Source organism: Rheinheimera mangrovi, from assembly GCF_003990335.1.
Lineage (GTDB): Bacteria > Pseudomonadota > Gammaproteobacteria > Enterobacterales > Alteromonadaceae > Pararheinheimera > Pararheinheimera mangrovi.
This window is the reverse complement of record NZ_CP034683.1, coordinates 3594283-3620010: the sequence shown is the minus strand read 5'-3', so window position 1 is coordinate 3620010 and position 25728 is coordinate 3594283. Positions and strand designations below refer to the sequence as shown.

25 protein-coding genes are annotated in these 25728 nt (G+C 47.9%); 21 read left to right on the top strand and 4 right to left on the bottom strand.

Annotated features, from left to right (window positions below; all coding sequences use genetic code 11):
• Window positions 1–120: 120 nt before the first annotated feature.
• The 18 genes from trmJ to der all read left to right on the top strand — a co-directional run bounded on the left by trmJ (window position 121) and on the right by der (window position 17416).
• On the top strand, window positions 121–843 hold the full coding sequence (trmJ, locus tag EK374_RS16445) for a tRNA (cytosine(32)/uridine(32)-2'-O)-methyltransferase TrmJ (RefSeq protein WP_127025632.1): 723 nt from the start codon (window positions 121–123) through the stop codon (window positions 841–843).
• Between the two features lie 10 nt (window positions 844–853).
• Window positions 854–1663, top strand: a complete 810-nt coding sequence (gene cysE, locus EK374_RS16440) for a serine O-acetyltransferase (protein ID WP_127025631.1) — start codon at window positions 854–856, stop codon at window positions 1661–1663.
• A gap of 131 nt (window positions 1664–1794) precedes the next feature.
• On the top strand, window positions 1795–2277 hold the full coding sequence (gene iscR, locus EK374_RS16435) for a Fe-S cluster assembly transcriptional regulator IscR (protein WP_127025630.1): 483 nt from the start codon (window positions 1795–1797) through the stop codon (window positions 2275–2277).
• A 19-nt stretch (window positions 2278–2296) separates the two neighbouring features.
• On the top strand, window positions 2297–3511 hold the full coding sequence (locus EK374_RS16430; RefSeq protein ID WP_127025629.1) for an IscS subfamily cysteine desulfurase: 1215 nt from the start codon (window positions 2297–2299) through the stop codon (window positions 3509–3511).
• Between the two features lie 29 nt (window positions 3512–3540).
• The gene (iscU, locus tag EK374_RS16425) at window positions 3541–3924 is read left to right on the top strand and encodes a Fe-S cluster assembly scaffold IscU (RefSeq protein ID WP_127025628.1); all 384 of its coding nucleotides are present in this window, start codon (window positions 3541–3543) and stop codon (window positions 3922–3924) included.
• A gap of 3 nt (window positions 3925–3927) precedes the next feature.
• Window positions 3928–4251 (top strand): iron-sulfur cluster assembly protein IscA, encoded by a 324-nt coding sequence (gene iscA / locus EK374_RS16420; RefSeq protein WP_127025627.1) that lies wholly within the window; start codon window positions 3928–3930, stop codon window positions 4249–4251.
• Window positions 4252–4263: 12 nt separating this feature from the next.
• The gene (gene hscB / locus EK374_RS16415) at window positions 4264–4785 is read left to right on the top strand and encodes a co-chaperone HscB (protein ID WP_127025626.1); all 522 of its coding nucleotides are present in this window, start codon (window positions 4264–4266) and stop codon (window positions 4783–4785) included.
• Between the two features lie 8 nt (window positions 4786–4793).
• Complete coding sequence (gene hscA / locus EK374_RS16410) at window positions 4794–6650, top strand: Fe-S protein assembly chaperone HscA (RefSeq protein ID WP_127025625.1); 1857 nt, start codon at window positions 4794–4796, stop codon at window positions 6648–6650.
• Between the two features lies 1 nt (window position 6651).
• The gene (gene fdx / locus EK374_RS16405) at window positions 6652–6990 is read left to right on the top strand and encodes an ISC system 2Fe-2S type ferredoxin (protein WP_127025624.1); all 339 of its coding nucleotides are present in this window, start codon (window positions 6652–6654) and stop codon (window positions 6988–6990) included.
• A 180-nt stretch (window positions 6991–7170) separates the two neighbouring features.
• A complete protein-coding gene (gene ndk / locus EK374_RS16400; protein ID WP_127025623.1) occupies window positions 7171–7602 on the top strand; it encodes a nucleoside-diphosphate kinase in 432 nt (143 codons plus the stop codon).
• Window positions 7603–7853: 251 nt separating this feature from the next.
• Window positions 7854–8978 carry a bifunctional tRNA (adenosine(37)-C2)-methyltransferase TrmG/ribosomal RNA large subunit methyltransferase RlmN gene (locus tag EK374_RS16395; protein WP_127025622.1) on the top strand — a complete coding sequence of 375 codons (1125 nt, stop codon included), beginning with the start codon at window positions 7854–7856 and terminating at the stop codon, window positions 8976–8978.
• Window positions 8979–9001: 23 nt separating this feature from the next.
• Entirely contained in the window at window positions 9002–10399 is a 1398-nt protein-coding gene (gene pilW, locus EK374_RS16390; protein ID WP_127025621.1) for a type IV pilus biogenesis/stability protein PilW, read from the top strand.
• Window positions 10396–11472, top strand: a complete 1077-nt coding sequence (locus EK374_RS16385) for a RodZ domain-containing protein (protein WP_127025620.1) — start codon at window positions 10396–10398, stop codon at window positions 11470–11472. Before pilW ends, EK374_RS16385 begins: the two co-directional genes overlap by 4 nt.
• Window positions 11472–12587 (top strand): flavodoxin-dependent (E)-4-hydroxy-3-methylbut-2-enyl-diphosphate synthase, encoded by a 1116-nt coding sequence (gene ispG, locus EK374_RS16380; protein WP_127025619.1) that lies wholly within the window; start codon window positions 11472–11474, stop codon window positions 12585–12587. The genes EK374_RS16385 and ispG overlap by 1 nt, the downstream gene beginning before the upstream one ends.
• Before the next feature lie 44 nt (window positions 12588–12631).
• Complete coding sequence (gene hisS / locus EK374_RS16375) at window positions 12632–13906, top strand: histidine--tRNA ligase (RefSeq protein WP_127025618.1); 1275 nt, start codon at window positions 12632–12634, stop codon at window positions 13904–13906.
• An 11-nt stretch (window positions 13907–13917) separates the two neighbouring features.
• The gene (locus EK374_RS16370) at window positions 13918–14556 is read left to right on the top strand and encodes a YfgM family protein (protein ID WP_127025617.1); all 639 of its coding nucleotides are present in this window, start codon (window positions 13918–13920) and stop codon (window positions 14554–14556) included.
• 9 nt (window positions 14557–14565) lie between these two features.
• Window positions 14566–15750, top strand: coding sequence for an outer membrane protein assembly factor BamB (gene bamB / locus EK374_RS16365; protein ID WP_233280268.1), 1185 nt, complete (start codon window positions 14566–14568; stop codon window positions 15748–15750).
• A 187-nt stretch (window positions 15751–15937) separates the two neighbouring features.
• The gene (gene der, locus EK374_RS16360) at window positions 15938–17416 is read left to right on the top strand and encodes a ribosome biogenesis GTPase Der (RefSeq protein ID WP_127025616.1); all 1479 of its coding nucleotides are present in this window, start codon (window positions 15938–15940) and stop codon (window positions 17414–17416) included.
• A 398-nt stretch (window positions 17417–17814) separates the two neighbouring features.
• On the opposite strand, the gene EK374_RS16355 is transcribed toward der, so the two are convergent.
• Together EK374_RS16355 and EK374_RS16350 are read right to left on the bottom strand one after the other, a co-directional pair.
• Window positions 17815–18588 (bottom strand): hypothetical protein, encoded by a 774-nt coding sequence (locus tag EK374_RS16355; protein ID WP_127025615.1) that lies wholly within the window; start codon window positions 18586–18588, stop codon window positions 17815–17817.
• A 66-nt stretch (window positions 18589–18654) separates the two neighbouring features.
• Window positions 18655–19011 (bottom strand): hypothetical protein, encoded by a 357-nt coding sequence (locus tag EK374_RS16350; RefSeq protein WP_127025614.1) that lies wholly within the window; start codon window positions 19009–19011, stop codon window positions 18655–18657.
• Between the two features lie 737 nt (window positions 19012–19748).
• Here EK374_RS16350 and EK374_RS16345 point away from each other — a divergent pair.
• The 3 genes from EK374_RS16345 (at window position 19749) to EK374_RS16335 (ending at window position 24138) form a co-directional block, all read left to right on the top strand.
• Window positions 19749–22133 (top strand): TonB-dependent receptor, encoded by a 2385-nt coding sequence (locus tag EK374_RS16345; protein WP_127025613.1) that lies wholly within the window; start codon window positions 19749–19751, stop codon window positions 22131–22133.
• A gap of 70 nt (window positions 22134–22203) precedes the next feature.
• A complete protein-coding gene (locus EK374_RS16340; protein WP_456095382.1) occupies window positions 22204–22908 on the top strand; it encodes a response regulator transcription factor in 705 nt (234 codons plus the stop codon).
• Window positions 22909–24138 carry a sensor histidine kinase gene (locus EK374_RS16335; RefSeq protein ID WP_127025612.1) on the top strand — a complete coding sequence of 410 codons (1230 nt, stop codon included), beginning with the start codon at window positions 22909–22911 and terminating at the stop codon, window positions 24136–24138.
• Between the two features lie 116 nt (window positions 24139–24254).
• Here EK374_RS16335 and EK374_RS16330 read toward each other — a convergent pair whose 3' ends face one another.
• Together EK374_RS16330 and EK374_RS16325 are read right to left on the bottom strand one after the other, a co-directional pair.
• Window positions 24255–24965, bottom strand: coding sequence for an SDR family oxidoreductase (locus EK374_RS16330; protein ID WP_127025611.1), 711 nt, complete (start codon window positions 24963–24965; stop codon window positions 24255–24257).
• A gap of 72 nt (window positions 24966–25037) precedes the next feature.
• Complete coding sequence (locus EK374_RS16325) at window positions 25038–25625, bottom strand: TetR/AcrR family transcriptional regulator (RefSeq protein WP_127025610.1); 588 nt, start codon at window positions 25623–25625, stop codon at window positions 25038–25040.
• Between the last annotated feature and the right edge of the window lie 103 nt (window positions 25626–25728).

Sequence of the window (25728 nt, the reverse complement as noted above, 5' to 3'; positions counted from 1 at the left end):
TCAACAAAATTTTAATGCTGTGATAAAATGCCGCCCCTTGAATTTTTAAGTCTGCTGCTGTGCTGAAGACGACTTCAGCACAGCAGCAGACTTCTGTCCTAAGTATTGGTTGGAGTGGGCATGTTAGAGCAAATCCGTATTGTATTAGTGGGTACCTCTCATACCGGAAACATAGGTTCTGTTGCCCGCGCCATGAAAACTATGGGCCTGAGCAAGCTGGTGCTGGTGTCACCAAAAGAGTTACCAGACGGTCAGGCTTATGCATTGTCGGCGGGAGCCAGCGACATTCTGGCTAATGCTCAAGTCGTGGATAGGTTAGAGCAGGCTATTGCTGACTGTGGTTTGGTGGTTGGCAGCAGTGCCCGTTCCCGTACTTTATCCTGGCCTATGCTGGAACCGCGTGAATGTGGTGAAAAAGCTGTGCTGGAAGCCAACCAAAAACCTGTGGCATTGGTATTTGGCCGTGAAAACAATGGCTTGACCAATGAAGAGCTGCAAATGTGTAACTACCATGTTTGTATTCCCGCTAATCCTGAATACAGCTCCTTGAATTTAGCTATGGCAGTCCAAATTATCGCTTATGAAGTTCGGGTGGCCTTTTTAGCGCAGCAGGATAAAACCCCTGAAGCTGATTTAACTATTTATCCGGAAATTGACCAGATGGAGAAGTTTTATGTTCATCTGGAACAAACCCTGAGCGACACAGGTTTTATCATTAAGCAGCATCCAGGCATTGTGATGGCGCGTTTACGCCGCTTATTTGCCCGTTCCAGACCAGATGATCAAGAACTGAATATTTTACGTGGCATTTTGGCCTCGATTCAACGCACCACCAAGCAATAGGATTTGTACGATGTTTGCAGGTATCAAAGAAGACATTAAAAGTGTGTTCGAGCGGGACCCGGCGGCGCGCAGTGCTTTTGAAGTACTGACTAACTATCCAGGTTTGCATGCCATCTGGTGGCATAGAATGAATCATCGCCTGTGGAGAGCGAACTGGAAATGGCTGGCGCGTTTTTTAAGCACCATAGCCCGCTGGTTAACAGGAGTTGAAATTCACCCCGGCGCCAAAATAGGCCGTCGTTTTTTTATCGACCATGGCATGGGGGTGGTGATAGGTGAAACCGCCGAAATAGGTGATGACGTGACTTTGTACCACGGTGTGACTTTAGGTGGTACCAGTTGGAACCCGGGTAAACGTCACCCAACCTTAGGCAATGGCGTCGTCATAGGTGCAGGTGCCAAAGTTCTGGGGCCTTTGTATGTCGGCGAATCTGCCCGTATAGGTTCAAATGCTGTGGTGGTGAAAGATGTACCAGCTGGCGCAACAGTGGTGGGTATTCCCGGTCGTATTGTCGCCAAACAGGATATGGCACTGACGGAGCAACGTCAGCAAATGGCGAAAAAATTTGGCTTTGATGCGTACGCTGTCTCCAGCGATAACCCGGACCCTGTAGCCAATGCGATGGGGCGGATGCTGGATCATATGCACTTTCTGGATAACAAAGTGACGGAGCTGTGCCAAAGCGTCAACAAGCTTGGTGGCAACGTCTGCGACATAGTGCCGGAAATCACTATTGAGGATGAAACTTTTATCCAGGCCGAACGTGAAGCGGCTGAACATCGCAAAAAAGCAGTGGATGCTTTTGACCCAACTATTTAATAGATGCGATTGAATCATCGAAAAAAGAGTTGAACCTAAACGGATAATACCTGACTAAAATGGTAGGATTAATACTTGACTAAAACAGTCAAGAATGTACAATTTGCGCCATTCGTTTCAGGGAGTCCGTTATGCGTTTAACTTCAAAAGGCCGTTACGCAGTGACAGCTATGCTGGATGTTGCATTACATGCTGAATCCGGTCCGGTATCATTGGCGGATATCTCTGAACGTCAGGGTATTTCCCTGTCTTACCTTGAACAGCTGTTTGCCCGTTTACGCAAACAAGGTCTGGTCAGCAGTGTGCGTGGTCCTGGCGGTGGTTACCAGTTGGGCTTAGATCCAATGCAGATCTCGGTATCCGCGGTGATCAGTGCGGTTGATGAATCCGTAGATGCTACACGTTGTCAGGGTAAATCAGATTGTCAAAGCGGCGCTAAATGTTTAACCCATACCTTGTGGACTGATTTAAGCGAACGCATAGAAGACTTCCTTACTGGTATCACCTTAGGTGAACTGGTTCGCCAGAATGAAGTGAAAAAAGTGGCGAAACGGCAAGATGGCCGTGTGTTAAAAAATCCAGCAACTGAAATCGAAGTCAGTTGCCAGTTGTAGGCAAAAGCCGGAGCAGAAAATGAAGCTACCTATTTATCTAGATTATGCAGCCACAACCCCGGTTGATCCGCGGGTCGCTGAAAAACTGATGCAATTTTTGACTATGGATGGTTGTTTTGGTAATCCAGCGTCACGTTCGCACAAGTTCGGCTGGCAGGCAGAAGAAGCGGTAGAAATTGCCCGTGCGCAAATTGCCGAACTGGTTAACGCTGACCCACGTGAAATTGTATTCACTTCAGGTGCAACCGAATCAAACAATTTAGCTATTAAAGGTGCTGCGCAGTTTTACCATAAAAAGGGTAAGCACCTGATCACCGCTAAAACCGAACATAAAGCTGTACTGGACACTATGCGTGCTCTGGAACGTGAAGGTTTTGAAGTGACTTATCTGGATGTAGAAGCCAGTGGTTTAGTTGACTTAGACAAGTTAACTGCCGCTATCCGCCCAGATACCACTGTCATCAGCATCATGTTCGTGAACAACGAAATTGGTGTTATTCAGGATATCGCTGCTATTGGCGAGCTGTGCCGCAGCAAAGGTATTATTTTCCATGTCGATGCGGCTCAGGCCACAGGCAAAGTGGATATAGATTTAGAGACCTTAAAAGTCGATCTGATGTCGTTCTCAGGCCATAAAACTTATGGTCCAAAAGGCGTGGGCGCTTTGTATGTGCGCCGTAAGCCACGTATTCGTTTAGAAGCTCAGACGCACGGTGGTGGTCATGAGCGTGGTATGCGTTCAGGCACTTTAGCCACACACCAGATTGTGGCCATGGGTGAAGCTTTCCGTATTGCCAAAGAAGAAATGCACGCTGAGCGTGAACGTGTTGCTGTGTTACGTGATCGTCTGCTGGACGGTATTAAAGACATCGAACAGGTGTTTTTAAATGGTGATGCTGTGCAACGAGTGCCTGGCATTACCAACGTCAGCTTCAACTATGTCGAAGGTGAATCACTGATTATGGCGTTAAAAGACATCGCCGTATCTTCAGGTTCAGCTTGTACTTCAGCCAGTCTGGAACCTTCGTATGTATTACGTGCTTTAGGTTTAACCGACGAGCTGGCACACAGTTCTATTCGTTTCAGCATCGGCCGTTACACCACGGAAGAGCAAATTGATCACACCATTAAGATTGTGCATGACGCCATTGGTAAATTACGCGACATGTCACCTCTGTGGGAAATGTACAAAGACGGCGTGGATTTAGGCAGCGTAGCCTGGGTTGCACACTAAGTTATTTGCAGGATTAGAGGGTAAGTACCATGGCATACAGCACTAAAGTCATAGACCATTATGAAAATCCGCGTAACGTCGGTTCATTCGCTAAAGACGACCCAACTATAGCTACAGGTATGGTTGGCGCACCGGCTTGTGGTGACGTAATGAAGTTACAGTTAAAAATTAACGACCAGGGCATTATTGAAGATGCCAAGTTCAAGACTTATGGCTGTGGCAGCGCTATTGCGTCCAGCTCATTAGTGACTGAATGGGTGAAAGGCAAAAGCATCGACGAAGCTGCTTTAATCAAGAACACCGATATAGCGCAGGAGTTGGCTTTACCTCCGGTAAAAATTCACTGCTCTATTCTGGCGGAAGATGCAATCAAAGCAGCCATTGCTGATTACAAACAACGTCACGGGAACTAAGTTATGGCTATTTCAATGACACCAGCGGCAGCGGATCGCGTCAGAAGCTTCCTCGCCAACAGAGGCAAAGGCCTCGGCCTGCGTGTGGGGGTAAAAACCACTGGCTGTTCAGGTTTAGCTTATGTGCTGGAGTTTGTTGACGAGTTAAACGATGACGATCAGGTGTTTGAACAGAACGATCTGAAACTCATTGTTGATGGTAAAAGCCTGGTGTACATAGACGGCACCCAGCTTGATTTTGTCAAAGAAGGTTTAAACGAAGGGTTCCAGTTTAACAACCCCAACGTCAATGGCGAATGTGGTTGTGGCGAAAGCTTCACTGTTTAACTAAGGGCGCAGATGAATTACTTTCAGCTTTTTCATCTGCCAGCTCAATTTGAGCTGGATTTGACTGAATTAGGCACGCGTTATCTGGAACTGCAGCGTCAGTTTCACCCGGATAAACATGCAGCGGGCTCTGAGCGCGATAAGCTGATGGCGGTGCAACAAGCTGCCAATATCAATGATGCCTATCACAGCTTAAAGCAGCCCTTGTTGCGCGCCGAACATTTACTGGCGTTACGGGGTTTAAAAATCAGTAACGAGCAGCGTAGCTTTATGGAGCCTGCTTTTTTAATGCAGCAAATGGAATTACGTGAATTGCTGGCCGAGATCAGTGATGCAGCGGATCCTGATGCGTTAATTGATGAAGCCGATCAACAAATTCAGCAGCAGAAAAAAGCCTTATTACGACAGTTGCAATCGGCACTGGACGCCAACAACCCTGAGCACGATCATCAGGCGGCTGATATAATCCGCAAACTCAAATTTTTCTTTAAGCTGCAGCAAGAGCTGGAGCTGATTGAACAAACACAAGATTAAAGAGCAGCATGGCGTTATTACAAATTGCAGAGCCCGGTCAAAGCGCGGCTCCACATCAGCACAAGTTAGCCGCAGGTATTGATCTCGGTACCACTAATTCGCTTGTTGCTACTGTTCGCAGTGGCGAAGCCAAAACTCTGTTTAATAAAGCAGGCCAGGACATGGTGCCTTCTGTGGTGCGTTATACCGCGGACAAGGTCATAGTAGGTCATGCAGCAGCAGCGGATGCTGTGCTGGACCCACACAATACCATAGTGTCAGTAAAACGTCTGATGGGCCGTGGTTTTGCTGAAATCAACGCCGATGCCGAACATATTCCTTACGAGCTGGTAGACCAATCTGGCTTAGTGGCGATAAACACCATTCAGGGTATTAAAAACCCGGTTGAAGTCTCAGCTGAAATTCTGGCGACTTTGGCCGATACTGCCAGCCAAACCTTAGGTGGTGACCTGACTGGTGTGGTGATTACAGTACCTGCCTATTTTGATGACTCGCAGCGCCAGGCGACCAAAGATGCAGCCAAGCTTGCTGGTTTAACTGTATTACGTTTATTAAACGAACCGACAGCAGCAGCTTTAGCTTATGGCCTGGATTCAGGTCAGGAGGGTGTAGTTGCTGTCTATGATTTAGGTGGTGGTACTTTTGATATCTCCATCCTGCGCTTAAAGCGTGGTGTGTTTGAGGTACTAGCCACAGGTGGTGATTCGGCTTTAGGTGGTGATGATTTTGATCACGCTTTAGTCAACTGGTTACAACAGCAAACTGGTCAAAGCACACTTTCGCATTCAGAGCTGCGCCAGTATCTGGTCACAGCCCGTCAAATTAAAGAAAACTTAAGTGCCACAGAGCAGCTGGATTTTGTTCTGCCTTTAGCTTCCGGTGAATTTAAAGGCCAGATCAGCAGAGCTGATTTTGATGCCTTAATTCAGCCTTTAGTGCGCAAGACCATTCGAGCTTGCAAGCAAGTACTGCGAGATGCCGGTTTAGATACCGAAGAAATTCAGCAAGTGGTGATGGTCGGTGGGTCTACCCGCGTACCATTAGTGCGAAGCGCTGTGGCAGAGTTTTTCGACACAGAACCACTGACTTCGATAGACCCGGACAAAGTGGTTGCTATAGGTGCAGCTATTCAGGCCAACGTGCTGGTCGGCAATAAGTCCGATCACGATACCTTGCTGCTTGACGTGATACCTCTGTCTTTAGGTTTGGAGACCATGGGTGGTTTAGTGGAAAAAATTATTCCACGTAATACTGTTATCCCTGTGGCCCGTGCTCAGGAATTTACCACCTTTAAAGATGGCCAGACCGCTATGGCTATTCACGTGCTGCAAGGTGAACGTGAACTGGTCGATGCTTGTCGTTCACTCGCCCGTTTTAATCTGACTAATATTCCGGCTATGGCCGCTGGTGGCGCTCATATTCGGGTCACTTTCCAGGTCGATGCCGATGGTTTATTAAGTGTCACTGCTCAGGAAAAATCGACCGGAGTCAGCGCCAGTATTCAGGTCAAACCTTCGTACGGTTTAAGTGACGATCAGGTCGCAACCATGATCCAAAGCTCTATGTTGTATGCCAAGCAGGATATGCAGCTGCGTTTGTTAAAAGAGCAACAGGTAGAAGCTGAGCGGGTACTGGAAGCTGTCAGTGCGGCCTTAAATGCCGATGCTGCACTTTTAACTGCAGAAGAAAAATTAAGTGTAGAACAAGCCCTTGCTGAACTTGCCACAGTGAAACAAGGCGACAACACGGCCGCTATTAAAGCCGCCATTGAACATACCAATCACATAACGGATGAGTTTGCAGCACGCCGTATGGATATTTCTATCCGTAAGGCATTGCAAGGTCATAAGGTCGACGAGGTCTGATATGCCACAAATCATCTTTTTACCCCATGCAGAGTTATGCCCTGAAGGTGTCGCAGTCGAAGCCAAAACAGGTGAAACTGTGCTGGATGTGGCGCTTCGTTGTGGCATTTCGATTGAACATGCCTGCGAAAAATCCTGTGCCTGCACCACCTGTCACGTCATAGTGCGTGAAGGCTTCCGCTCTCTTGATCCTAGCGATGAGCTGGAAGACGATATGTTGGATAAAGCCTGGGGTTTAGAACCAGATTCACGTTTAGGCTGTCAGGCGCGCATTGCGGATGAAGACTTAGTGGTTGAAATTCCTAAGTACACAGTCAATATGGTCAGCGAAGGGCATTAAGCCTGGTCTGGCGAGACAAAAAAGCAGCTTCGTGCTGCTTTTTTACTAATTGCAGTACGGGTTCTGAGCACAAAATAAAAGCTTTATCCTCTCTATTTAGAAAAAATAGGTTTTTTATTTTGCTTAGCGTATAATTCGCGGCCTTAAATTTATTCACCCTTTTGATTACAGGAGTCTGTCATGGCTTTAGAACGTACTTTTTCAATCGTAAAACCAGATGCAGTAGCGAAGAACCACATCGGCGCTATCTACCACCGTTTTGAGTCTGCAGGTTTACGTATTGTTGCAGCAAAAATGTTGCACTTAAGCCAGGAACAGGCTGAAGGCTTCTACGGTGAGCACAAAGAGCGTCCATTTTTCAAAGCTTTAGTATCTTTCATGACCTCTGGTCCAGTAATGGTTCAGGTGTTAGAAGGCGAAGACGCTGTTCGTAAGAACCGTGAAATCATGGGTGCTACTAACCCTAAAGACGCTGCTGCCGGTACTTTACGTGCTGACTACGCTGCCAGCATTGACGAAAACGCTGTTCATGGTTCAGACGCTGCTGCTTCTGCTGCCCGTGAAATCGCGTTCTTCTTCACTGAAGCGGAACTGTGTGCCCGTACTCGTTAATTAAACCGTCGTTCTTGAAGCTGCAGCTTCGTTGACCGCGCGCTTTCGCCCCAGTCACATAGGACTACTATGCTCCTGGGGTCTCAAGCTCTTGTCGCCTCGCTGCAACTCCAATTACTTAGGTTTACGGAGATGTTTGATTTAACAAACGGATCCACAGGGACGATTTGTATAAAAGGGAGCTTAGCTCCCTTTCTATCTATTTAAACTGTCCTATTTTTTATCTTTCTATGTTGTGAGGAAAAGCCCAAATGAGCCAAACAGAAAACAAAGTCAATCTGCTTGATCTGACCCGTACCCAGATGAAGGAGTTTTTTGTCTCTATTGGTGAAGCAGGCTTCAGAGCCGATCAAGTGATGAAATGGATTTACCATTTCTGCATCGACGACTTTGATAAAATGACCAACATCAACAAGAAGTTGCGTGACAAATTAAAAGAAAAAGCCGTGATTGCAGCACCAGTTGTGGTGACGCGTCAGGACAGCGCCGATGGCACAATCAAGTTTGTGATGGGTTTGGCTGGTGGTCAGGAAGTGGAAACTGTCTGGATCCCGGAAAAAGACCGCCGCACTTTATGTGTGTCTTCGCAAGTTGGCTGTGCTTTAGAATGTACCTTTTGTTCCACAGCCCAGCAGGGTTTTAACCGCAATTTAAAAGTATCTGAAATCATTGGCCAGGTTTGGCGTGTAGCGCAGATCATCGGCAGCTACGGCGACACAGGCGAAAAACCAGTCACCAACGTGGTCATGATGGGCATGGGCGAACCTTTGCTGAATCTGAACAACGTAGTGCCTGCCATGGAGCTAATGCTGGAAGACTTTGGTTTTGGTTTATCCAAACGCCGCGTCACTTTAAGTACCTCAGGTGTAGTACCAGCTTTGGATATGCTGAAAGAGCGCATCGATGTGGCCTTGGCGATTTCTTTACACGCGCCGAATAACACCCTGCGTGATGAGTTAGTGCCGGTGAATAAAAAATACCCTATGGAAGAATTCCTGGCTGCGGCGAAGCGTTATGTCACAGATTCACGTGCCAACGATAAAGTCACAGTCGAATATGTGATGCTGGATGGGGTGAACGACAGCATGGAACAAGCCCACGAATTAGCGCATGCTCTTAAAGGCACGCCGTCAAAAGTGAACCTGATCCCATTTAATCCATACCCTGGTTCACCGTACAAACGCTCCAGCAATTCGCGCATCGACCGCTTTAATAAAGTGCTGCAGGAACACGGTTATACCGTGATGGTGCGCAAGACCCGCGGCGACGATATTGACGCTGCTTGTGGTCAATTAGTGGGTGATGTAATTGACCGTACTAAACGTTTAGAAAAAAAACAGATGAAAGGTCAGGAGATTTCAGTAAAAATGGTGTAACACTCCATTCAACTGGTACCCCTATGCAAAAACTCAGGCTTCTTGCTTGTGTTATTTTCAGTTTACAGTTGGCAGCTTGCGTCACTGAAACCACAGTAGTGGGCAGTGACCGGCAAATTCGTCCGAAGATGGATCAAAAGGAAGCTGCCCGTACCCGCATAGCGCTTGGTATTAACTACCTGCAACGGGGGGATAATGCACAGGCCAAGTTCAATCTGGAAAAAGCTAAAAGCTTAGCGCCTGAACTGGCTGAAGTGCATAACGCCATGGCTTATTATTATCAGCAGGTGGCAGAGTTTGAAGCCGCCGAAAACTCCTACAAAACAGCCATAGATCTTGAACCCAATAACGCTGACTCTTATAACAACTATGGTGCTTTTTTATGTCAGCGTGGTAAATATGATCAAGCCGAACAGTTACTGTTACAGGCGATAAGCCGCCCAGGTTATATCCGTGCAGCAGACAGCTATGAAAACATCGCCTTGTGCCGCTTAGAGCAAAAAGACTTTATTCAGGCCAAAACCTACCTCGATTTATCCATTAAACACAATGCCAGTCGCCCCAGTGCTTTATTTAACTTAGCTTCAGTGAATTATGCAATGGCCGATTTGCCAGCCGCTCAGGTGCTGTTGGAGCGCATGCAAAGTGCCTCACAAATTTCTCCCCGTTCTGTGTTATTGGGCTATTTAATAGCGCAGGAACAACAGGACTACAGCCGGATGCAAACGGCAGAGCAGTTACTGCTGACCACTTATCCGCAAAGTCAGGAAACCTTGTTATTCAGTCAGGGCAAGTTGAATGAATCTGAATTTAGCCAACTCCGACAGGACTATAAGCAGCAGTTACTGCAACATCCCACTGAACAAGTTAAAGCTGGCGTGGTTCAACCCAAAATCAAAATCACCCGTAAAAAGCCACCTGCAGCTGTGGCGACAGAACAAGCCCGGCCTAGCGCGGCAACAGTTACAGCCCCTTTACCTGAAGCACGAATGGTGTCTGAGGATCTAGCTGTCACAGAAAGCGCTGCAGTCGAAGAAAATCAGGCTGAAGTGACACAACCAGAGCCAGAAGGGCAGGTCCGGCAACACGAAGTGCAACAAGATGAAACCTTGTATGGCATAGCGCAGCGTTACAGTGTTACTATTAGCGATATAATCAGCTGGAACTCTTTGCGTGATAATCAGCCTATAGTCAAGGGCCAGATCCTTTGGATTGGACAACAAGCACCCCGGCAGATCGAACCACAAATTGAAGTACCAGAACGTTATCAAATCCAGTATGGCGACACCTTATTCCGGATTTCGATGCGTTACAGGGTGAAACTAACCAGCCTGCTGCAATGGAACAACTTAACTGAGCAAAGCCCGATAAGGGCTGGGCAATTTATCTACTTAAAAGATCCGGCACAATTGGAATTATGACGACTGAATTAACGCCGCCTAGCAGCGCACCAAAAGTATTGAGCGCAGGACAAACCTTACGCCAGGCCAGAGAGCAACAAAATCTGACCGTAGCGCAAGTGGCACAGCAACTGAATTTAGGTAAAAGCCTGATTGAGGATCTGGAAATGGATCAGGTGGATGCCAAGCTGTCTTCAACTTTCGTCCGGGGTTATTTACGCTCTTATGCTAAGTTACTGAAAATACCAGCTCAGCAAGTGCTGGAGGCTTACAGCAGTAACTCCAAAGGTTTACATCAGATCCCAAGCCTGACCCGGAGTTTCTCGAGGCGAACCGCTAAAGAAGCTACAGAAAACCGCTTTATGTGGGTGACTTATTTTGTCATTTTTGTGTTTGTGGTGTTGCTGGTAGTCGGATTCTGGCAAAGCCGTTTTGGTAGTTCAGCGTCGGGCACAGCTTTGCCAATGGCACAAACAGATGAAGCTATGTTGGCCAGCGAAGAGGTTAAGCCTGTTGAAACGCCACCGTATCAGCCAACCGAACAGACCCAGCAAAACAGCATTCCCGTGACACAGTTGGATCATTCGCCCACAGCGACTGATGCTCCAAGCCTTCCGGCTATGCCACAAAGCAGCTTAACCACAGATGTTCCGGCTGTGATGCCGCGACAATCACCTGCATTAGTCACAGAGTCCTCGGCAACAGCGCCTGCAGTTACAAATACTGTTCAGAGCGAACCTCTGACATCGGCTCCGGTAACAAATGACGCACCTGTTGTGACCACTACCGTTCAACCCGCAACGAGCGCCGCTGCAGAAACTCAGACTTCTGCTTTGGTTGATGCGTCAGCTAACGCCACCATCAACTTGTCACTGAATGCAGAATGTTGGGTCGATATAGTGGATGCTACAGGTAAACGACTGGTGTTTGGCAGTCGTCAGGCCGGTGAGCAGTTAAATTTGCGTGGTGTAGCGCCAGTCAAAGTGTTACTGGGCAACGCAGCCGCAGCCACTCTTAGCTTTAATGGCGAAGCCATTGACCTGTCAGGTTATCCAACAGGTCGGGTCGCCCGGTTAACCCTCGGACAGAACTGATGAGTTACGCAGAAAATCCTATTAAAAGACGCCAGTCGACCCAGATCAAAGTGGGTAATGTACTGATAGGCGGTGATGCGCCTATCGCAGTGCAGTCGATGACCAATACTAAAACCACAGATGTGGCCGCCACAGTGGCACAAATTCAGGCTATAGCGAGAGCTGGCGCTGATTTGGTGCGTGTGTCTGTGCCGACTATGGAAGCGGCGGAAGCCTTTAAGCTGATTAAACAGCAATCGCCTATTCCGCTGGTGGCCGATATTCATTTTGATTACCGTATCGCGCTGAAAGTGGCTGAATATGGCGTCGATTGTTTGCGTATCAACCCGGGTAATATAGGTCGTGAAGACCGGATCCGCTCTGTGGTTGAAGCTGCGCGCGATAAAAATATTCCTATCCGTATTGGTGTCAATGGCGGCTCGCTGGAGGCAGATTTACAGGAAAAATATGGCGAACCCACCCCAGAAGCATTGGTGGAATCGGCGATGCGTCATGTCGAAATTCTGGATCGCCTGAACTTCGACCAGTTTAAAGTCAGTGTCAAAGCATCAGACGTATTTTTAGCTGTAGGTGCTTACCGATTGCTGGCGAAACAAATTAAACAACCCTTGCATTTAGGTATTACTGAAGCAGGCGGCGCCCGTGCCGGTTCAGTGAAGTCTGCTATTGGCCTTGGCATGCTGTTATCCGAAGGCATAGGCGATACCTTGCGTATTTCACTTGCAGCCGATCCGGTGGAAGAAGTGAAAGTGGGTTTTGATATTTTAAAATCACTGCGTATTCGTTCCCGTGGTGTCAATTTTATTGCCTGCCCAAGCTGTTCCCGTCAGGAATTTGATGTGATCAAAACCATGAACGAGCTGGAACAACGACTGGAAGACGTGATAGACCCTGTCACTGTATCCGTCATCGGCTGTGTGGTGAATGGTCCTGGCGAAGCCTTGATCTCTGATTTAGGGGTAGCAGGGGCAAACCGTATGAGTGGTTTTTACCTCAAAGGCCAGCGCCAGAAATTACGTATTGATAACAACAGTGTCGCAGAACAGCTGGAAGCTCAGATACGACTGTATTTGGCAGAGCAAAAACGACTGATTGAAATTAAACAGCTGGATTGAGTAGCTTCGCTGCATCATCCGCTTAGGATAAAGAGATAAAACCCGTGTCAAAAGATATCCAGGCCATTCGTGGCATGAACGACTGCTTACCTGCGGATACCCCAGCATGGCAGTACGTGGAACAGATTTTACGTAAAACAGTGCGCAACTATGGTTACGAAGAAATTCGTTTTCCTATAGTCGAAATGACGGAACTGTTTAAACGTTCTATCGGCGAAGTGACCGATATAGTCGAAAAAGAAATGTATACCTTTGCCGATCGCAATGGTGACAGCCTGACCTTACGCCCTGAAGGCACAGCAGTTTGCGTGCGTGCAGCCAACCAAAATGGTTTGTTGTACAACCAGGAGCAACGCCTGTGGTACATGGGCCCAATGTTCCGCCATGAGCGTCCACAAAAAGGCCGTTACCGCCAGTTCCACCAGTTTGGTTTAGAAGCTTTTGGTATGGCAGGCCCGGACATAGATGCTGAAGTGATTTTACTCAGCGCCCGTTTGTGGAAAAGCTTAGGTTTATCTGCTCATGTCACGCTGGAGATGAACTCTCTAGGTTCGAATCAGGCCCGTGCTGATTACCGCGCTGCTTTAGTCGCCTATTTAGAGCAACATAAAGAACTGCTGGATGAAGACAGCTTACGCCGTATGTACAGCAATCCGCTGCGGGTACTGGATAGCAAAAATCCAGTGATGCAAGACATGCTGGGCAAAGCGCCACAGCTGTTAGATTATTTAGATGATGAATCCAAAGCTGATTTTGATGGCTTGCAAAAGCGTTTAAAAGCCGCTGGCGTAGACTTTGTGCTCAACCCACGTTTAGTGCGTGGGCTGGATTATTACAATAAAACTGTATTCGAATGGGTGACTAGCAGCCTGGGCTCACAAGGCACAGTCTGTGCTGGTGGTCGCTACGATGGTTTAGTTGAACAGCTGGGTGGCAAAGCCACTCCTGCAGTTGGTTTTGCCTTAGGTATGGAGCGACTGGTATTATTGCTGCAAACTTTAGACTTATTGCCACAAGCCCAGCCTCAAACTGATGTTTATCTGATGGCCTTAGGGGAGAGCGCGGAACTTGCAGCAGTTTCTATTGCCGAAGGCCTGCGGAATGATTTACCGGATATGCGTTTAATGACGCATTCCGGTGGTGGCAACTTAAAGAAACAACTGAAAAAAGCGGATAAGTCTGGCGCCAGCCTTGGTCTGTTATTAGGTGAAACTGAACTGGCTGCAGGCGAAATTACGCTGAAATGGCTCAGAGAAGAAAAGCCACAACAAAATATTAAATTGACTGAATTAAGCGGCTTCATAAAGCAGCTGGTTTAAAGGGATCGAAGATGGAAATTTACAACAGCGAAGAACAACAAGTCGAAGCAATTAAACGCTTTTGGAAAGAAAACGGCACCGCCATTATCGCTGGTGTAGTGTTAGGTTTAGGTGGTTTGTACGGCTGGCGCTATTTTCAGAATCAGCAACTTGAAGCCACTATGGCGGTTTCAAGTGCTTATACTAAGTTGCTGGAACAGCAAGAAAAAGCTGCAGATAACCCTGAATTACTGGCTCAGTTCCAGACTTTTGTCGATAAAAACAGCGACTCTTCTTATGCGTTGCTGGCTGCTTTTGTGGCAGCCAAAGAAGCTGTAGCTAAAGAAGACTACACCAGTGCAGCCAAACAGCTGAATTGGGTCGTGACTACAGCCAAACAACCTGAAATCAAAGCTTTAGCTCAACTGCGTCTGGCTCGTGTACAAAACGAACAAAAAGACTATCCTGCTGCTTTAGCAACCTTAGCCTTGGCTGTGCCGGAGTCATTTAAAGCCCAACAGCAAGAGCTGACAGGTGACGTGCTGCTGAACTCAGGTGAGCTGGCTAAGGCTAAAACAGCTTACCAGGCTGCGGCTGCAGCGAATAAAGATGCTCAGAATCCAATTCTGAAAGTGAAATTAGACGAACTGGCGCACGTAACTGCTGCTTAAGGTGTAAGAGTGAAGTTATTCAGGTCCCGTATCAGCTTAATGCTGGTGTTGTTGACGACTTTGGCGGCTTGTTCTTCCAAGGAAGAATTGGTGTATCCGGAAATTAACAACAAAATTGAACCCGAAGAAATTTGGAGTGCATCTGTTGGTGATGGTGTTGAACATTATGATTCAGCACTGCGTCCACTGATCTACAAAGATAAAGTTTTTGCAGCCAGCCGTGCTGGTTTAGTCATGGGGTTCGACAAAGAGTCTGGCAAACGTCTGTGGACTTTTGATGTGCGCAATGATGGCACAGGCAGCTTGTTAGATGGGCTTAAATTCTGGAATTCAGAAACTGCCCGTGTTTCTGGCGGCGTTAGTCAAGGCTACGATAAGATATTTGTCGGCACTGAAAATGGCGATGTAGTGGCTTTAAATCCTGAAACAGGCGAGCTGGTATGGCGCGTTAAAGTGAAAGGTGAAGTCATTGCCAGCCCTGCTGCAGGCGAAGGTTATGTGCTGGTGAATACCTCTGCTGGTAATTTGTTTGCTTTGCACCCTGACACAGGCGAGCAGCGCTGGATGCACGAGCAGGAAAGTGCATTATTAAGCTTACGTGGCACCAGTGAACCTGTTATTGCCAGTGGCGGCGTTATTTTTGGTAGCGGTGCAGGCAAAGTTTCAGTGTTGATCGCCGATAAAGGCGTAATGGCATGGGACGCTGCGATTGCAGTGCCAAAAGGAGCAACAGATTTATCCCGCATGGTCGACGTAGATGCAACCCCAATAGTGGTGGATGGTACAGTGTACGCCATTGCGTTTAATGGTGAGTTAGTTGCGCTTGAGCTGCGTACCGGCCGGGTTATATGGAAACGTGAGTATGCCAGTTTCCGCGATATGGTGGTTGAAGGTAATACCATTTATCTGGTCGACAGCGTAGGTAAGATCTTTGCCATTGACCGTCGTAATGGCCTAGAGCAGTGGGCTCAATTGGGTTTACATAAACATTTCCTGACAGGTCCTGCTGTGTATAAAGACTATCTGGCCATTGGTGATGTGGAAGGTAACCTGTTTTGGTTAGATAAAAACACCGGTGCTTTTGTTGCCAAGAATTCATATGGCTCAGGTTTTTATGTTCAGGGTGTAAGTAGCCCGGATGAATTAGTGATCCAAACCCGGGACGGTGAGCTAAGTTTAATACGCTTACCTTAAACCAGCTGAGTATGGAATAAGACAAGGTCGGAGCCGGTAAACCATCGCCTCCGGCCTTGTTGCTTAATAAAGTTTAACCAATTATACGTAGTTGCCATGGCTGAAAAGCCTGGTGTGACAAAGTAAGAAGGCCAGTTGGCCTGCGGTATCCACAAGGATACATAGTAATTTTATTTGAGGTAAAACCATGTTACCTGTAGTGGCTTTGGTTGGCAGAGCCAACGTTGGAAAATCAACATTATTTAACCGTTTGACCCGCACCCGTGACGCCTTAGTGGCGGATTATCCGGGCCTGACGCGTGACCGCAAATACGGTTCAGTCAAATACGAAGGTTACGAATTTATTGTGGTGGATACCGGTGGTATAGACGGCAATGAGCAAGGCATTGAAGTAGAAATGGCCGAGCAGTCACTTAAAGCCATAGATGAAGCCGATGTTGTGCTGTTTATGGTCGACGCCCGTGCCGGTGCCATGGTGGCAGATGATGCGATAGCGCAGCATTTACGCCGTATCAATAAAAAGGTGTTTTTAGTCGCCAATAAAACCGATGGTTTGGATGCAGACACAGCCACAGCAGATTTCTATAGTCTGGCTTTAGGCGAGGTCTACCCAATAGCTGCTGTGCATGGCCGTGGTGTGCTGTCTTTGCTGCAACATGCGTTATTGCCTATGTTGTCTGAACAGCAACAACAGCGTATTGCTGCCATTGAAAAGGGCGAAGAATTACCGGAAGAATTTGAGCCAGAGGACGAAAGCGAAGAAGACATCACCCAGGCGAAGGATCAGCATATCAAGCTGGCCATAGTGGGTCGTCCAAACGTTGGTAAATCGACTTTAACCAACAGAATTTTAGGTGAAGAGCGTGTCGTGGTATTCGACATGCCAGGCACCACAAGGGATTCGATTTATATCCCTATGACCCGTGGTGAGCGCGAATACACCCTGATTGATACAGCTGGTGTGCGTCGTCGTGGCAAAATTGACGATATGGTCGAAAAGTTCTCTGTAATTAAAACCCTGCAGGCAATAGAAGATGCCAACGTAGTGATTTTAGTGCTGGACGCCCGTTTAGGTATTTCGGATCAGGATTTAAGTATTTTAGGTTTTGTCTTAAATTCAGGCCGCTCTTTGGTGATCGCGGTCAATAAATGGGACGGATTGGACGATCGCATTAAAGATGATGTGAAACGTGAGCTAGATAGACGTTTAGGTTTTATCGACTTTGCCCGTTTGCATTTTATCTCTGCCTTACACGGCTCTGGTGTAGGTAACTTATTTGAATCGGTAGAAGAGGCCTTCGACTCGGCCACCCGTCGTGTCAGCACTGCGCTTTTAACCCGTATTATGAAAATGGCAGTGGAAGATCACCAGCCACCTATGGTGAAAGGTCGTCGCGTCAAGCTGAAATACGCTCACGCCGGTGGTTACAATCCACCTCTTATCGTGATCCACGGTAATCAGGTCGATGACTTGCCAGATTCGTACAAACGTTATCTGATGAACTATTTCCGTAAATCGCTGCAGATGATGGGTACTCCGGTACGGATTGAATTCCGCGAAGGCGAAAACCCATTTGCCGGTAAACGTAATACGCTGACACCTAATCAGCAGTACAAACGAGACCGTATCTTAAAAGCCAGAGCGAATCTGGTGAATAAGAAGTAAGTTTGATTCAGGGCCAGCGCAAGCTGGCCTTGTTGTTTTTGGGCTTTTCGTCGATTCGAAATTGTAGGGGCGGGTCTTGCACCCGCCCGTGGTATCAGAGGGATCAATGACCGTCTTTTAGCGCTGATTAGCTAAGTTCTTCATTGCTACATTTTTTGTTTTAAACCGTTTCGCCGCTGGCGAGATACTTTCTTTTGCTTCGCCAAAAGAAAGTATCCAAAGAAAAGGCGACCCCAGGTCGCAGCGAAATCCCGGCCCAAAATCGTGCGTCCAAGGCGGCTGGGCAACTCGCTCGTCGCTACCGCTCCTCACTCAGACACTCCCAGCCTTAAAACCTTGGCCACCCAATTTTGTCCGGCTCGCGCCCTAATGGGGGGTTGGTGCCAGTAGTTGGTAGCTTAGGTCTGAGAGCTGCGACGATATGCTGGGACAACAACATGATCTTCTCCACAAAACCCGCATACGAACTCACGATTTTTCATGATTTTCTGGTCATCAATTTGTAGCATCTCACCACAGCGACCACATTTAACGTCATGTACCGTATATGACAAGGTAAGTTTGTTACCACCTTTCGACTTTACTCGATAGCGAAATTTGCATGAGTCACACTCGACAACATCAGCTTCTTTAAGTTGGTTACGATCAAAAATAAGATCTTCGGAGCACTCTAGGCAAGCCTGAAGTTCAATACCAGACGCCCTAATCCAAATATCCGTGTTTACATATTGTTCTATGCCGTCAAGTACATCAATTACACACTTTTTTATCTTTTCAGTATTGAATGACTCGCTCTCATTAGGCTTAGGTAAGTGCAGAAAATTTCCAAGCTTGCTGTAATTTTTAGTCAGCCATTGTACGGATGGTATCTTTTGTTCTCCCAGAGCGATCCAACCATCTATCGGCGGAATATTTGACTGACAAAAATTTATTTCTACTTTACAGTATTTGTCTGCAAACTCATCAATCTTACTAAGCATTTTGATAGCTTTATGCGGTTGCCAAGTTTCAGTAATAGTGTTTGGAATATCACGAAAAGCAGATAACTTCTTGTATACAATTGCTTCAATACAGTAGCGAAGCTCTAAGCAACAATATCGAAGTTGGCTATCTTCTTTACTCTCAGAAAGAGCTCTAGCATTTTCAAAATGAACTTTCGGGAAATAACCCACTGTACCTCCAAACGAAGTTCAAGCCCTACTATCCGATAAATTGAGATCGCAGCGATTCAATTTAATCTACTTCCACTTAGCGATGGCATTGGCCTGGCAAGAGGTTATACCTGTTAACTCATTGCGGCCCATTGAAATGCGAATTCTTTGCTCGTTGACTGGTTCAATTTCACGCCCCTCGTTATCTGCATGTTCCCAAGCGATAGAGGTTAGCTGGCTCTTGCAAGCTGTTGCTAAAACATCACTTTCAGGTATGAATTGATAGCGTGAGTAGAAAACGGTAATTGCGAATCCATCGTCCCTTTTTTCTATACCATACTCGGTATCTTTGTCATAGGTTGAAAGCGGTATGTTTGTGTGACTCACGGGTGTTGCACATCCGGACAGCAAAAGCACCAACAGCAAAGCACTCCAAATTTGCATAGCTACTCCATGTAGTTGTAACAATGATTTTTCAAAGGCAGCCTGCTAACACGCAGAACTTTTCCAGCCTTATCTCCTGATTTTCACTCATACCAAACTAACGCTGACATACCTCTATTTCAACAACTTTTTCTAAAATGCCTAAAATGGGCCACACAAACTTTATACATGCCAGAATGGAGCCTTGAGGGACGCTAGGGTTAGGTCTTGTGATGTGCCCTAATGTCGCTTTTCGCTCTTAACTGCCAATCAGCAAAAACCATACCAACTACTGGCACCAAATCCCCATTGGGGCGCGAGCCGGACAAAATTGGGTGGCCAAGGTTTTAAGACGAGGAGTGTTTGAGCGAGGAGCGGTAGCGACGAACGAGTTGCCGAGTCGCCTTGGACGCACGGTTTTGGGCCGGGCTTTCGCTGCGACCTGGGGTCGCCTTTTCTTTGGATAGCTTTCTTTTGGCGAAGCAAAAGAAAGTATCTCGCCAAAGGCGATACGCTTTGAATTCAAAATCCTAAATTGTTTATTACCGCTAGTTTCATTGTTGTACTGCCGCTGCGCGACGAGTACAACCTACTGCTGTTCAACGCAAGCGTTGTCGCTGCGACTGACCTTTCCCCCAAATTTAAGACCATGACATTGATGTAACTTTCATAATTTGGCGACTTTTTAGTCACATTGGCTCTGCTAGCCTGCCTGCAGTTCTTCAAATAAACAGGGTTGATTTTTGGAGGTTAGCAAGATGAATAGACAGTTAAAACACCTATGCTGGATCACGTTGTGGGGAGGCCTTATTGGCATGCCAGTTTTTACCCATGCAGCAGAAGCGCCCGGTGCGCTGACTTTTATCGTCAAAGATCAGAATACTGATCGGCCACTGTCAAAGGTGCAGATCACTCTTAAGCAACGGGAAAGCTCTGCCACTCAAACCTTAGAAACTGACGAGCAAGGTCGTATCCTTGTTGAATCGCTCGAGCCAGGTCTGTACTCGGTGGACATCGCCAAAAGCGGCTTTGCTTCATTAAATGCGCCCAGTGTACGGGTGGTGACGCGCAAAACTATCAAAATAGAATTCGAACTTAAACAGCACTCCATCGAGGTCGTAGAGGTTCGGGGACGACAATCTGATGTTTTTGCATCAGGCTCCAGTACCTATCTCGACAGAGAAGCTCTGGCAAGTGCTGTAGGCGGAGGTGCAGATCCGCTGCTGTCGTTGGACGGCTTGCCTGGCCTGGCATCCGCCAGTGAATTCGCCAGCTTTAGTGTGCGTGGCCGTGGTCCAAGGGATAATTTGTTATTTGTTGATGACTTTCCCTTTGATAAAGCCGTGCACTTTGACGCCACTTTAGGTGAAGAGGAAGATGTGGGTGGTGGGGGGCGTTTCTCGATTTTTGCGCCGAACGTGATAGGCGGAGCAGAGTTCTCGCCCGGTGGTTGGGGGCCGGCTTATGGTGGCCGGGCAGCATCGCTACTCAAGTTAGACGTCGCTGATGGTAATCCAAGCCCTTCAGCCAGTTTTCGCTACGACCTTGCCGGTTATGAAGTAGGTTACGACGGCCCTGCCGGTATCACCGATGACTCTACTATGCTGTTTTCTGCCAGACGGCTGGACTTCGGCGCTTTGTTTGAAACTATTGAAGAACTGGACATCGGCAACCCTGTGCTCAGAGACGTCATTCTAAAGTCGGTTATTCCTGTCAATCAGGATCACAGCGTTGAAGTTTTATTGATGGATACTCACGAAGACTATGTTCGTGATGTCACTCACGTGTTTGCATCGCCTGATTTCGAAGATGTTGCGCTGCAGTCTGCCGAACAAGATAGTGATTTGTATGGCCTGACCTTGCGATCATTGCTAGGTGAAGATGCGGTCTGGACCAATAAAGTTTACTACCGCAAAAGCGACAAAATAAGCTCAGAGGGCGAAGCCTTTCCTGATCTGGTACCAGCAGGATCGCCAGCCGCTGATTTTCCGGTGCGGGAAGATATTATTACCATAGGTGAGCGCGAAACGGAGACGGGTTGGCGAAGTGATTTTGAGGTGACGAATCAATGGGGGTTGTTTAGTGCAGGTGGTCAGATCACGCAAATTGATCTGGACTACAACACAGTGTTAGATGGCGATTGGAACCGCTTTGTTTACGACGACGATGATTTCAGACCAGACCCACAGCAGCGCTTTATTGTGCTTGAGCCCGAGAACATTAATTCTGCAATAAAGCAAAAAGAAACCAGCTATGCTGGCTACGTTAATCAGGTATTTGAGCGGGGTGATTGGGATTTCGGCACTGGTCTGCGGCTCGAACGGGACGGTTTTGCCGACGAAAGCCTGGTGTCACCCAGGTTCAGCCTTAACTGGCAGCCAGCTGGTCTGGTCAGATATTTTGCAACCGCAGGACTTTTTCATCAGTCGCCACGCTTTCTCTACCTGGCGGCTAACGAGTCAAACGATTTGAAGAATGAAAAAATCAGCCATGCTAGTGTTGGTTTCAAATATTTCCCGAACACCCAGTGGTCGCTGTTAACTGAGGCTTATTATCAAAAGCTCGACGATCTGGTGGTCGACCTGGATAGAGCAAGTGGTACCTTTGCCAACATGGGGGACGGCAGATCGTACGGAGTCGACATAGTGCTTATGGGGACAATTCGCGAAGGCCTATACGCTAGCGCAACCTATTCTTACAATGATGCCGTGGTTGACCGCAAAGATGGTCGGGGTGAGGTCGCTGCCGAATTCAGTCGCGACCATGTGGCTACCCTTGGCCTGACCTGGGAAATTAATGATCGCTGGAAAGTCGCCGGGCGTTACAAATACCTTTCCGGCAGGCCAGACGACCAGTTTATTATTCATGCAGACGTATTGGGTGCCGGACAACCGTTACGCTATTCGAAAGAGATCACAGAGCGTAATGTAGGTCGTAAAAGCGGTTCAGCTTTGTTGAACCTTCGTGTGGACTATAGACGCGCATTTGGCCCTATAGATGTTACGGCCTTTCTGGATGTGATCAACGTCACCTCAGCCTCGTCCAGCGATGACACCGAGTTTGACTACCGCCGGGGCGTGGAAGTGAAAGACGATAGCGAAGCCGAGCCACTGATTGGTCTTCGATTTGACTATGCGTGGTAACAATAAGGGTGAGAGCGAGGCCCTGGTACGGGCTAGTGCAAGGGCGGGATGGGGTAAGGAGTAACAACAGATGGTCCACAAACTGGGTGCAGCGCCAATCCGAGTCTTGATTGTCGAAGATAATCGCGACATTTGTGCCAACATTGCCGCTTATCTCGAACAGCATAACTATATTCTGGATTTTGCTTATGACGGGATAAGCGCTATGCATCTGGCCTTAACTACCCCCTTCGACGTGATTGTACTGGACCTGATGCTGCCGGGAATGGATGGTCTGAGTTTCTGCAAAAAGTTGCGCGCTGATGCCACTCTGGATAAGCCTGTGCTTATGCTGACGGCGCGTGACACCCTTGAAGACAAACTCAAAGGCTTTGAGGCAGGAGCAGATGACTATCTGGTCAAGCCATTCGCTTTGCAGGAGCTGCATGCCCGGCTGCAGGCTCTGTACAAACGCAGTCATGGCAAAACCGATAATCTGCTTACTGTAGGTGAGCTGACATTCAATAAGTCCACACTGCAGGTGCACAGAGCGGGGTGCAGGGTTGATATTAACCCTGCGGGCCTGAAGCTATTGCAACGATTGATGGAAGAAGCTCCTGCAGTGGTGGATCGCGATGCACTTGAAACCTTGTTATGGGCAGACGAGGTGCCGGATGGTGACGCGCTTCGCTCCCATATGTATAAGCTGCGACAGGCGATAGACAGGCCCTTCGACAGGCCGCTGATCCATACCGTACATCGGATAGGCTACCGTATTGCAGAGGATACAGACTAAATGTACAGGCGCAGTTTACGTCAGCGTGTCGCTATTGCATTTGCGATTTGCGTCGCTGTACTCAGTATTGCCTGGGGGCTGGCTTTTTTTGCTGCCATCCGCTTGAGTGAAGACCGTGTGCTGATGCAACAACTGGAGGTTGCCGCCAAAAGCTATCCCAGATTGAGCATGAACCTTAGCGGATACGATAAGGTTGCCAGCTTGCCGGCATCGCTGCAGGACTGGGCTAAGACAAATCCGGCTGAAGGCTTGTACGAATTCGAAGCCGACGAATTACATGTAGCTGTTGTCACTGCTGACAATGACCAACAAAAGGCTTTTGTGGTGTTTGATGTGGCAGGTATTGAGGCTGCCTCGTCAGAGGATTGGTGGTTGCTGCTTGTGATCACTGGCGCAGTGGGAACCCTTGGCATGCTGGGATTCGGCTTGGGCATAGTGGTGATGCGACGAGCGGTAGCCCCAGTTGCTCAACTGGCCAAAGCTGTGGCGGACATCGACCTTGAACACTTGTCGGTTGAAGATTATAAACGCATCGGATCCAGCCGCTTTGGTGACGATGAAGTGGGGCTGCTGGCGGCGACTATTGAAAAGACCCTCGAGCGCATCAGCGCCTTTGTCGCCAGAGAGCGCTACTTTACCAGTTCAGCCAGCCATGAATTGCGCACTCCTATTACTGTGATTACAGGAGCACTTGAGCTGTTGGAACAAAGTAAGTTGTCAGAGGCTGATGTGAAGGCGCTGGACAGGGTAAGGCGAGCCACTCTTGAAATGAGAACCACCATTGAGATGTTCTTGTGTCTGGCCCGCGAAACGGATGATGCTTTGTATGATGAGCAGTTTCTGGTGGCGCCACTGGTCAGCAACGCCGTAGATCTGCAGCGCCACCTGCTATGCCATAAGAGGCTTGAGGTGGAAATCGAGCCGCTGGCTAACCCTTGTGTCAGTGGGCATCCGCAGGCTTTTGCCATAGCTGTGAATAATCTGGTGCGCAATGCCTTTGAGCACAGCCATAGCGGACAGGGGCCAATCTCTATTCATATTAAAGAGCGGGAGCTTTTTATCACCAATCAAGTGCATTCGGCTGCGACAGGGGATACAGCATCTGAGGCATCTTCGTCTCAGGGTTATGGTTTAGGGCTTGGCATAGTGCAAAGGCTGTGTGAGCGCAATGGCTGGTCCTTTTCGTTGCACGTTGATGAGAAGTCAGTCGTAGCCCGTCTTTCGTGGTGAGTTGGGCTGTTTAGTGCATAGCTCCGCTTTGTGCAAGTTTGTAGCTTCAGTTGCGGGCAAAACACAAAACCCCGGCGAACCGCAAAACTGCAGTTCGTCCGGGTTTTTTCTTGTGTTTAATGGCCTGGCAGTGCGTGCAAATACACTTGCGGTGCAGTGGAGAACGCCTGATGGATCATTTGAGTTGGCTCATCAGCCAGTACTTGATCGGCGCCAGCTTCTAAACCGTCAAAAGTACGGCTGACGACTTGCTCTGCGGACACTTTAGGCACTTCTAAACCTTTGGTTAAATCAGTGTCGATAAAACCTACGTGTAAACCTAATACTTGGGTCTGTTGTGCCGCCAGTTCCTGACGCACCGCATTGGTCATAGACCAGGCTGCCGATTTAGTCACAGAGTAAGTGGCCAGTAATGGGCCTGTGATCCAGCTGGCAATAGACAACACATTGATAATGCCACCGCCGCCGTTGTTCGCCAGCACTGGGGCAAAACCCTGAGTTAAACGCAGCGGGCCATACAGGTTAGTTTCCAGCTGACGACGCATCATAGTTTCAGCATCTTCGGTCAGCATAGCGCCAAGTTCAGCGACACCTGCGTTGTTGATTAACAAGGTCAGATCCGAACATTGTTCAACCAGCTTGGCGATATCGTCTTTATTGGTTACATCTAATTTCACCGGAATCACACCTTCCAGTGTGATGCTGTCCGGGTTACGCGCCGCGGCATAGACTTTACGGGCACCGCGGGCCAGTGCTGCTTTGGCAAAAGCTAAACCTAAACCACGGTTAGCGCCTGTGACCAGTACTACTGCATTTTCAAGTTTCATAGCTGTTACCTTTTGTTTATATGATGGTTATCATATTTTGATTTAAAAAAACGGTTGGACCTAACAAGAGTTTTATTCATGACCAGCATAACGTCGAACTAAATCTTCGCGACAGGCCGTTAAATACTGCATAGCCTGAGCTGTGCCTTTTAAACCACGCGCCAGTTGCAGTGCGCCAACTAAGGTACTGGTCAGTAAGAATGCACTTTCACGGCTTAAGCTTTGCTTACTGAGCCACTGCACTTTATCTACATAAGCTTCGATAGTTTTGGCAGCCACTGCCTTAGTGTCCGGATCCAGCCGAAAAAAATCTGAACCTAGCGCAGCTACAGGGCAGCCTGTGCCATCAGTGCAAGTATTCAGATGTTGCTCTGACAGATAAATCTCAATAAAAGCAGTAAGTGGCTGTACTCCCGCATTGATGCGCTCTGCCAGACTTTGTTCAAGCAAAGTGGCAGATTCTGCACCGGCATAGCCTAAAGCTTCCGCCAGTAATGCATCTCTGTTGGCAAAATGGGCGTAAAAACCACCGTGAGTTAAACCCGCTTGTTTCATGACGTCAGCCACGGCCAGAGCATCAAAACCATCTCTGCGGATAATCTTTGCAGCGGTCTGCAAAATGCGCTGATGGGTCATCTCTTTTTTGGTTAATGCTGTCATCAAAATGGCCTGCGGTTGATAATATGATGTGCATCATATTTTTATTGTCGTTTATTGGCAAGTACTTTTTTTGAACAAAAAGCCATTTTTGACAGTAGTTAAA

Excerpts from the sequence above, each read along its gene's own strand:
- EK374_RS16370 (WP_127025617.1), top strand. The coding sequence starts at position 13,918 with ATGGAAATTTACAACAGCGAAGAACAACAAGTCGAAGCAATTAAACGC.
- ndk (WP_127025623.1), top strand. The coding sequence starts at position 7,171 with ATGGCTTTAGAACGTACTTTTTCAATCGTAAAACCAGATGCAGTAGCG.
- hscB (WP_127025626.1), top strand. The coding sequence starts at position 4,264 with ATGAATTACTTTCAGCTTTTTCATCTGCCAGCTCAATTTGAGCTGGAT.
- ispG (WP_127025619.1), top strand. The coding sequence starts at position 11,472 with ATGAGTTACGCAGAAAATCCTATTAAAAGACGCCAGTCGACCCAGATC.
- EK374_RS16345 (WP_127025613.1), top strand. The coding sequence starts at position 19,749 with ATGAATAGACAGTTAAAACACCTATGCTGGATCACGTTGTGGGGAGGC.
- fdx (WP_127025624.1), top strand. The coding sequence starts at position 6,652 with ATGCCACAAATCATCTTTTTACCCCATGCAGAGTTATGCCCTGAAGGT.
- trmJ (WP_127025632.1), top strand. The coding sequence starts at position 121 with ATGTTAGAGCAAATCCGTATTGTATTAGTGGGTACCTCTCATACCGGA.
- der (WP_127025616.1), top strand. The coding sequence starts at position 15,938 with ATGTTACCTGTAGTGGCTTTGGTTGGCAGAGCCAACGTTGGAAAATCA.
- iscA (WP_127025627.1), top strand. The coding sequence starts at position 3,928 with ATGGCTATTTCAATGACACCAGCGGCAGCGGATCGCGTCAGAAGCTTC.
- iscU (WP_127025628.1), top strand. The coding sequence starts at position 3,541 with ATGGCATACAGCACTAAAGTCATAGACCATTATGAAAATCCGCGTAAC.
- EK374_RS16335 (WP_127025612.1), top strand. The coding sequence starts at position 22,909 with ATGTACAGGCGCAGTTTACGTCAGCGTGTCGCTATTGCATTTGCGATT.
- EK374_RS16430 (WP_127025629.1), top strand. The coding sequence starts at position 2,297 with ATGAAGCTACCTATTTATCTAGATTATGCAGCCACAACCCCGGTTGAT.
- EK374_RS16395 (WP_127025622.1), top strand. The coding sequence starts at position 7,854 with ATGAGCCAAACAGAAAACAAAGTCAATCTGCTTGATCTGACCCGTACC.
- iscR (WP_127025630.1), top strand. The coding sequence starts at position 1,795 with ATGCGTTTAACTTCAAAAGGCCGTTACGCAGTGACAGCTATGCTGGAT.
- EK374_RS16385 (WP_127025620.1), top strand. The coding sequence starts at position 10,396 with ATGACGACTGAATTAACGCCGCCTAGCAGCGCACCAAAAGTATTGAGC.
- EK374_RS16350 (WP_127025614.1), bottom strand. The coding sequence starts at position 19,011 with ATGCAAATTTGGAGTGCTTTGCTGTTGGTGCTTTTGCTGTCCGGATGT.
- EK374_RS16340 (WP_456095382.1), top strand. The coding sequence starts at position 22,204 with ATGGTCCACAAACTGGGTGCAGCGCCAATCCGAGTCTTGATTGTCGAA.
- pilW (WP_127025621.1), top strand. The coding sequence starts at position 9,002 with ATGCAAAAACTCAGGCTTCTTGCTTGTGTTATTTTCAGTTTACAGTTG.
- cysE (WP_127025631.1), top strand. The coding sequence starts at position 854 with ATGTTTGCAGGTATCAAAGAAGACATTAAAAGTGTGTTCGAGCGGGAC.
- EK374_RS16325 (WP_127025610.1), bottom strand. The coding sequence starts at position 25,625 with ATGACAGCATTAACCAAAAAAGAGATGACCCATCAGCGCATTTTGCAG.
- hscA (WP_127025625.1), top strand. The coding sequence starts at position 4,794 with ATGGCGTTATTACAAATTGCAGAGCCCGGTCAAAGCGCGGCTCCACAT.
- EK374_RS16330 (WP_127025611.1), bottom strand. The coding sequence starts at position 24,965 with ATGAAACTTGAAAATGCAGTAGTACTGGTCACAGGCGCTAACCGTGGT.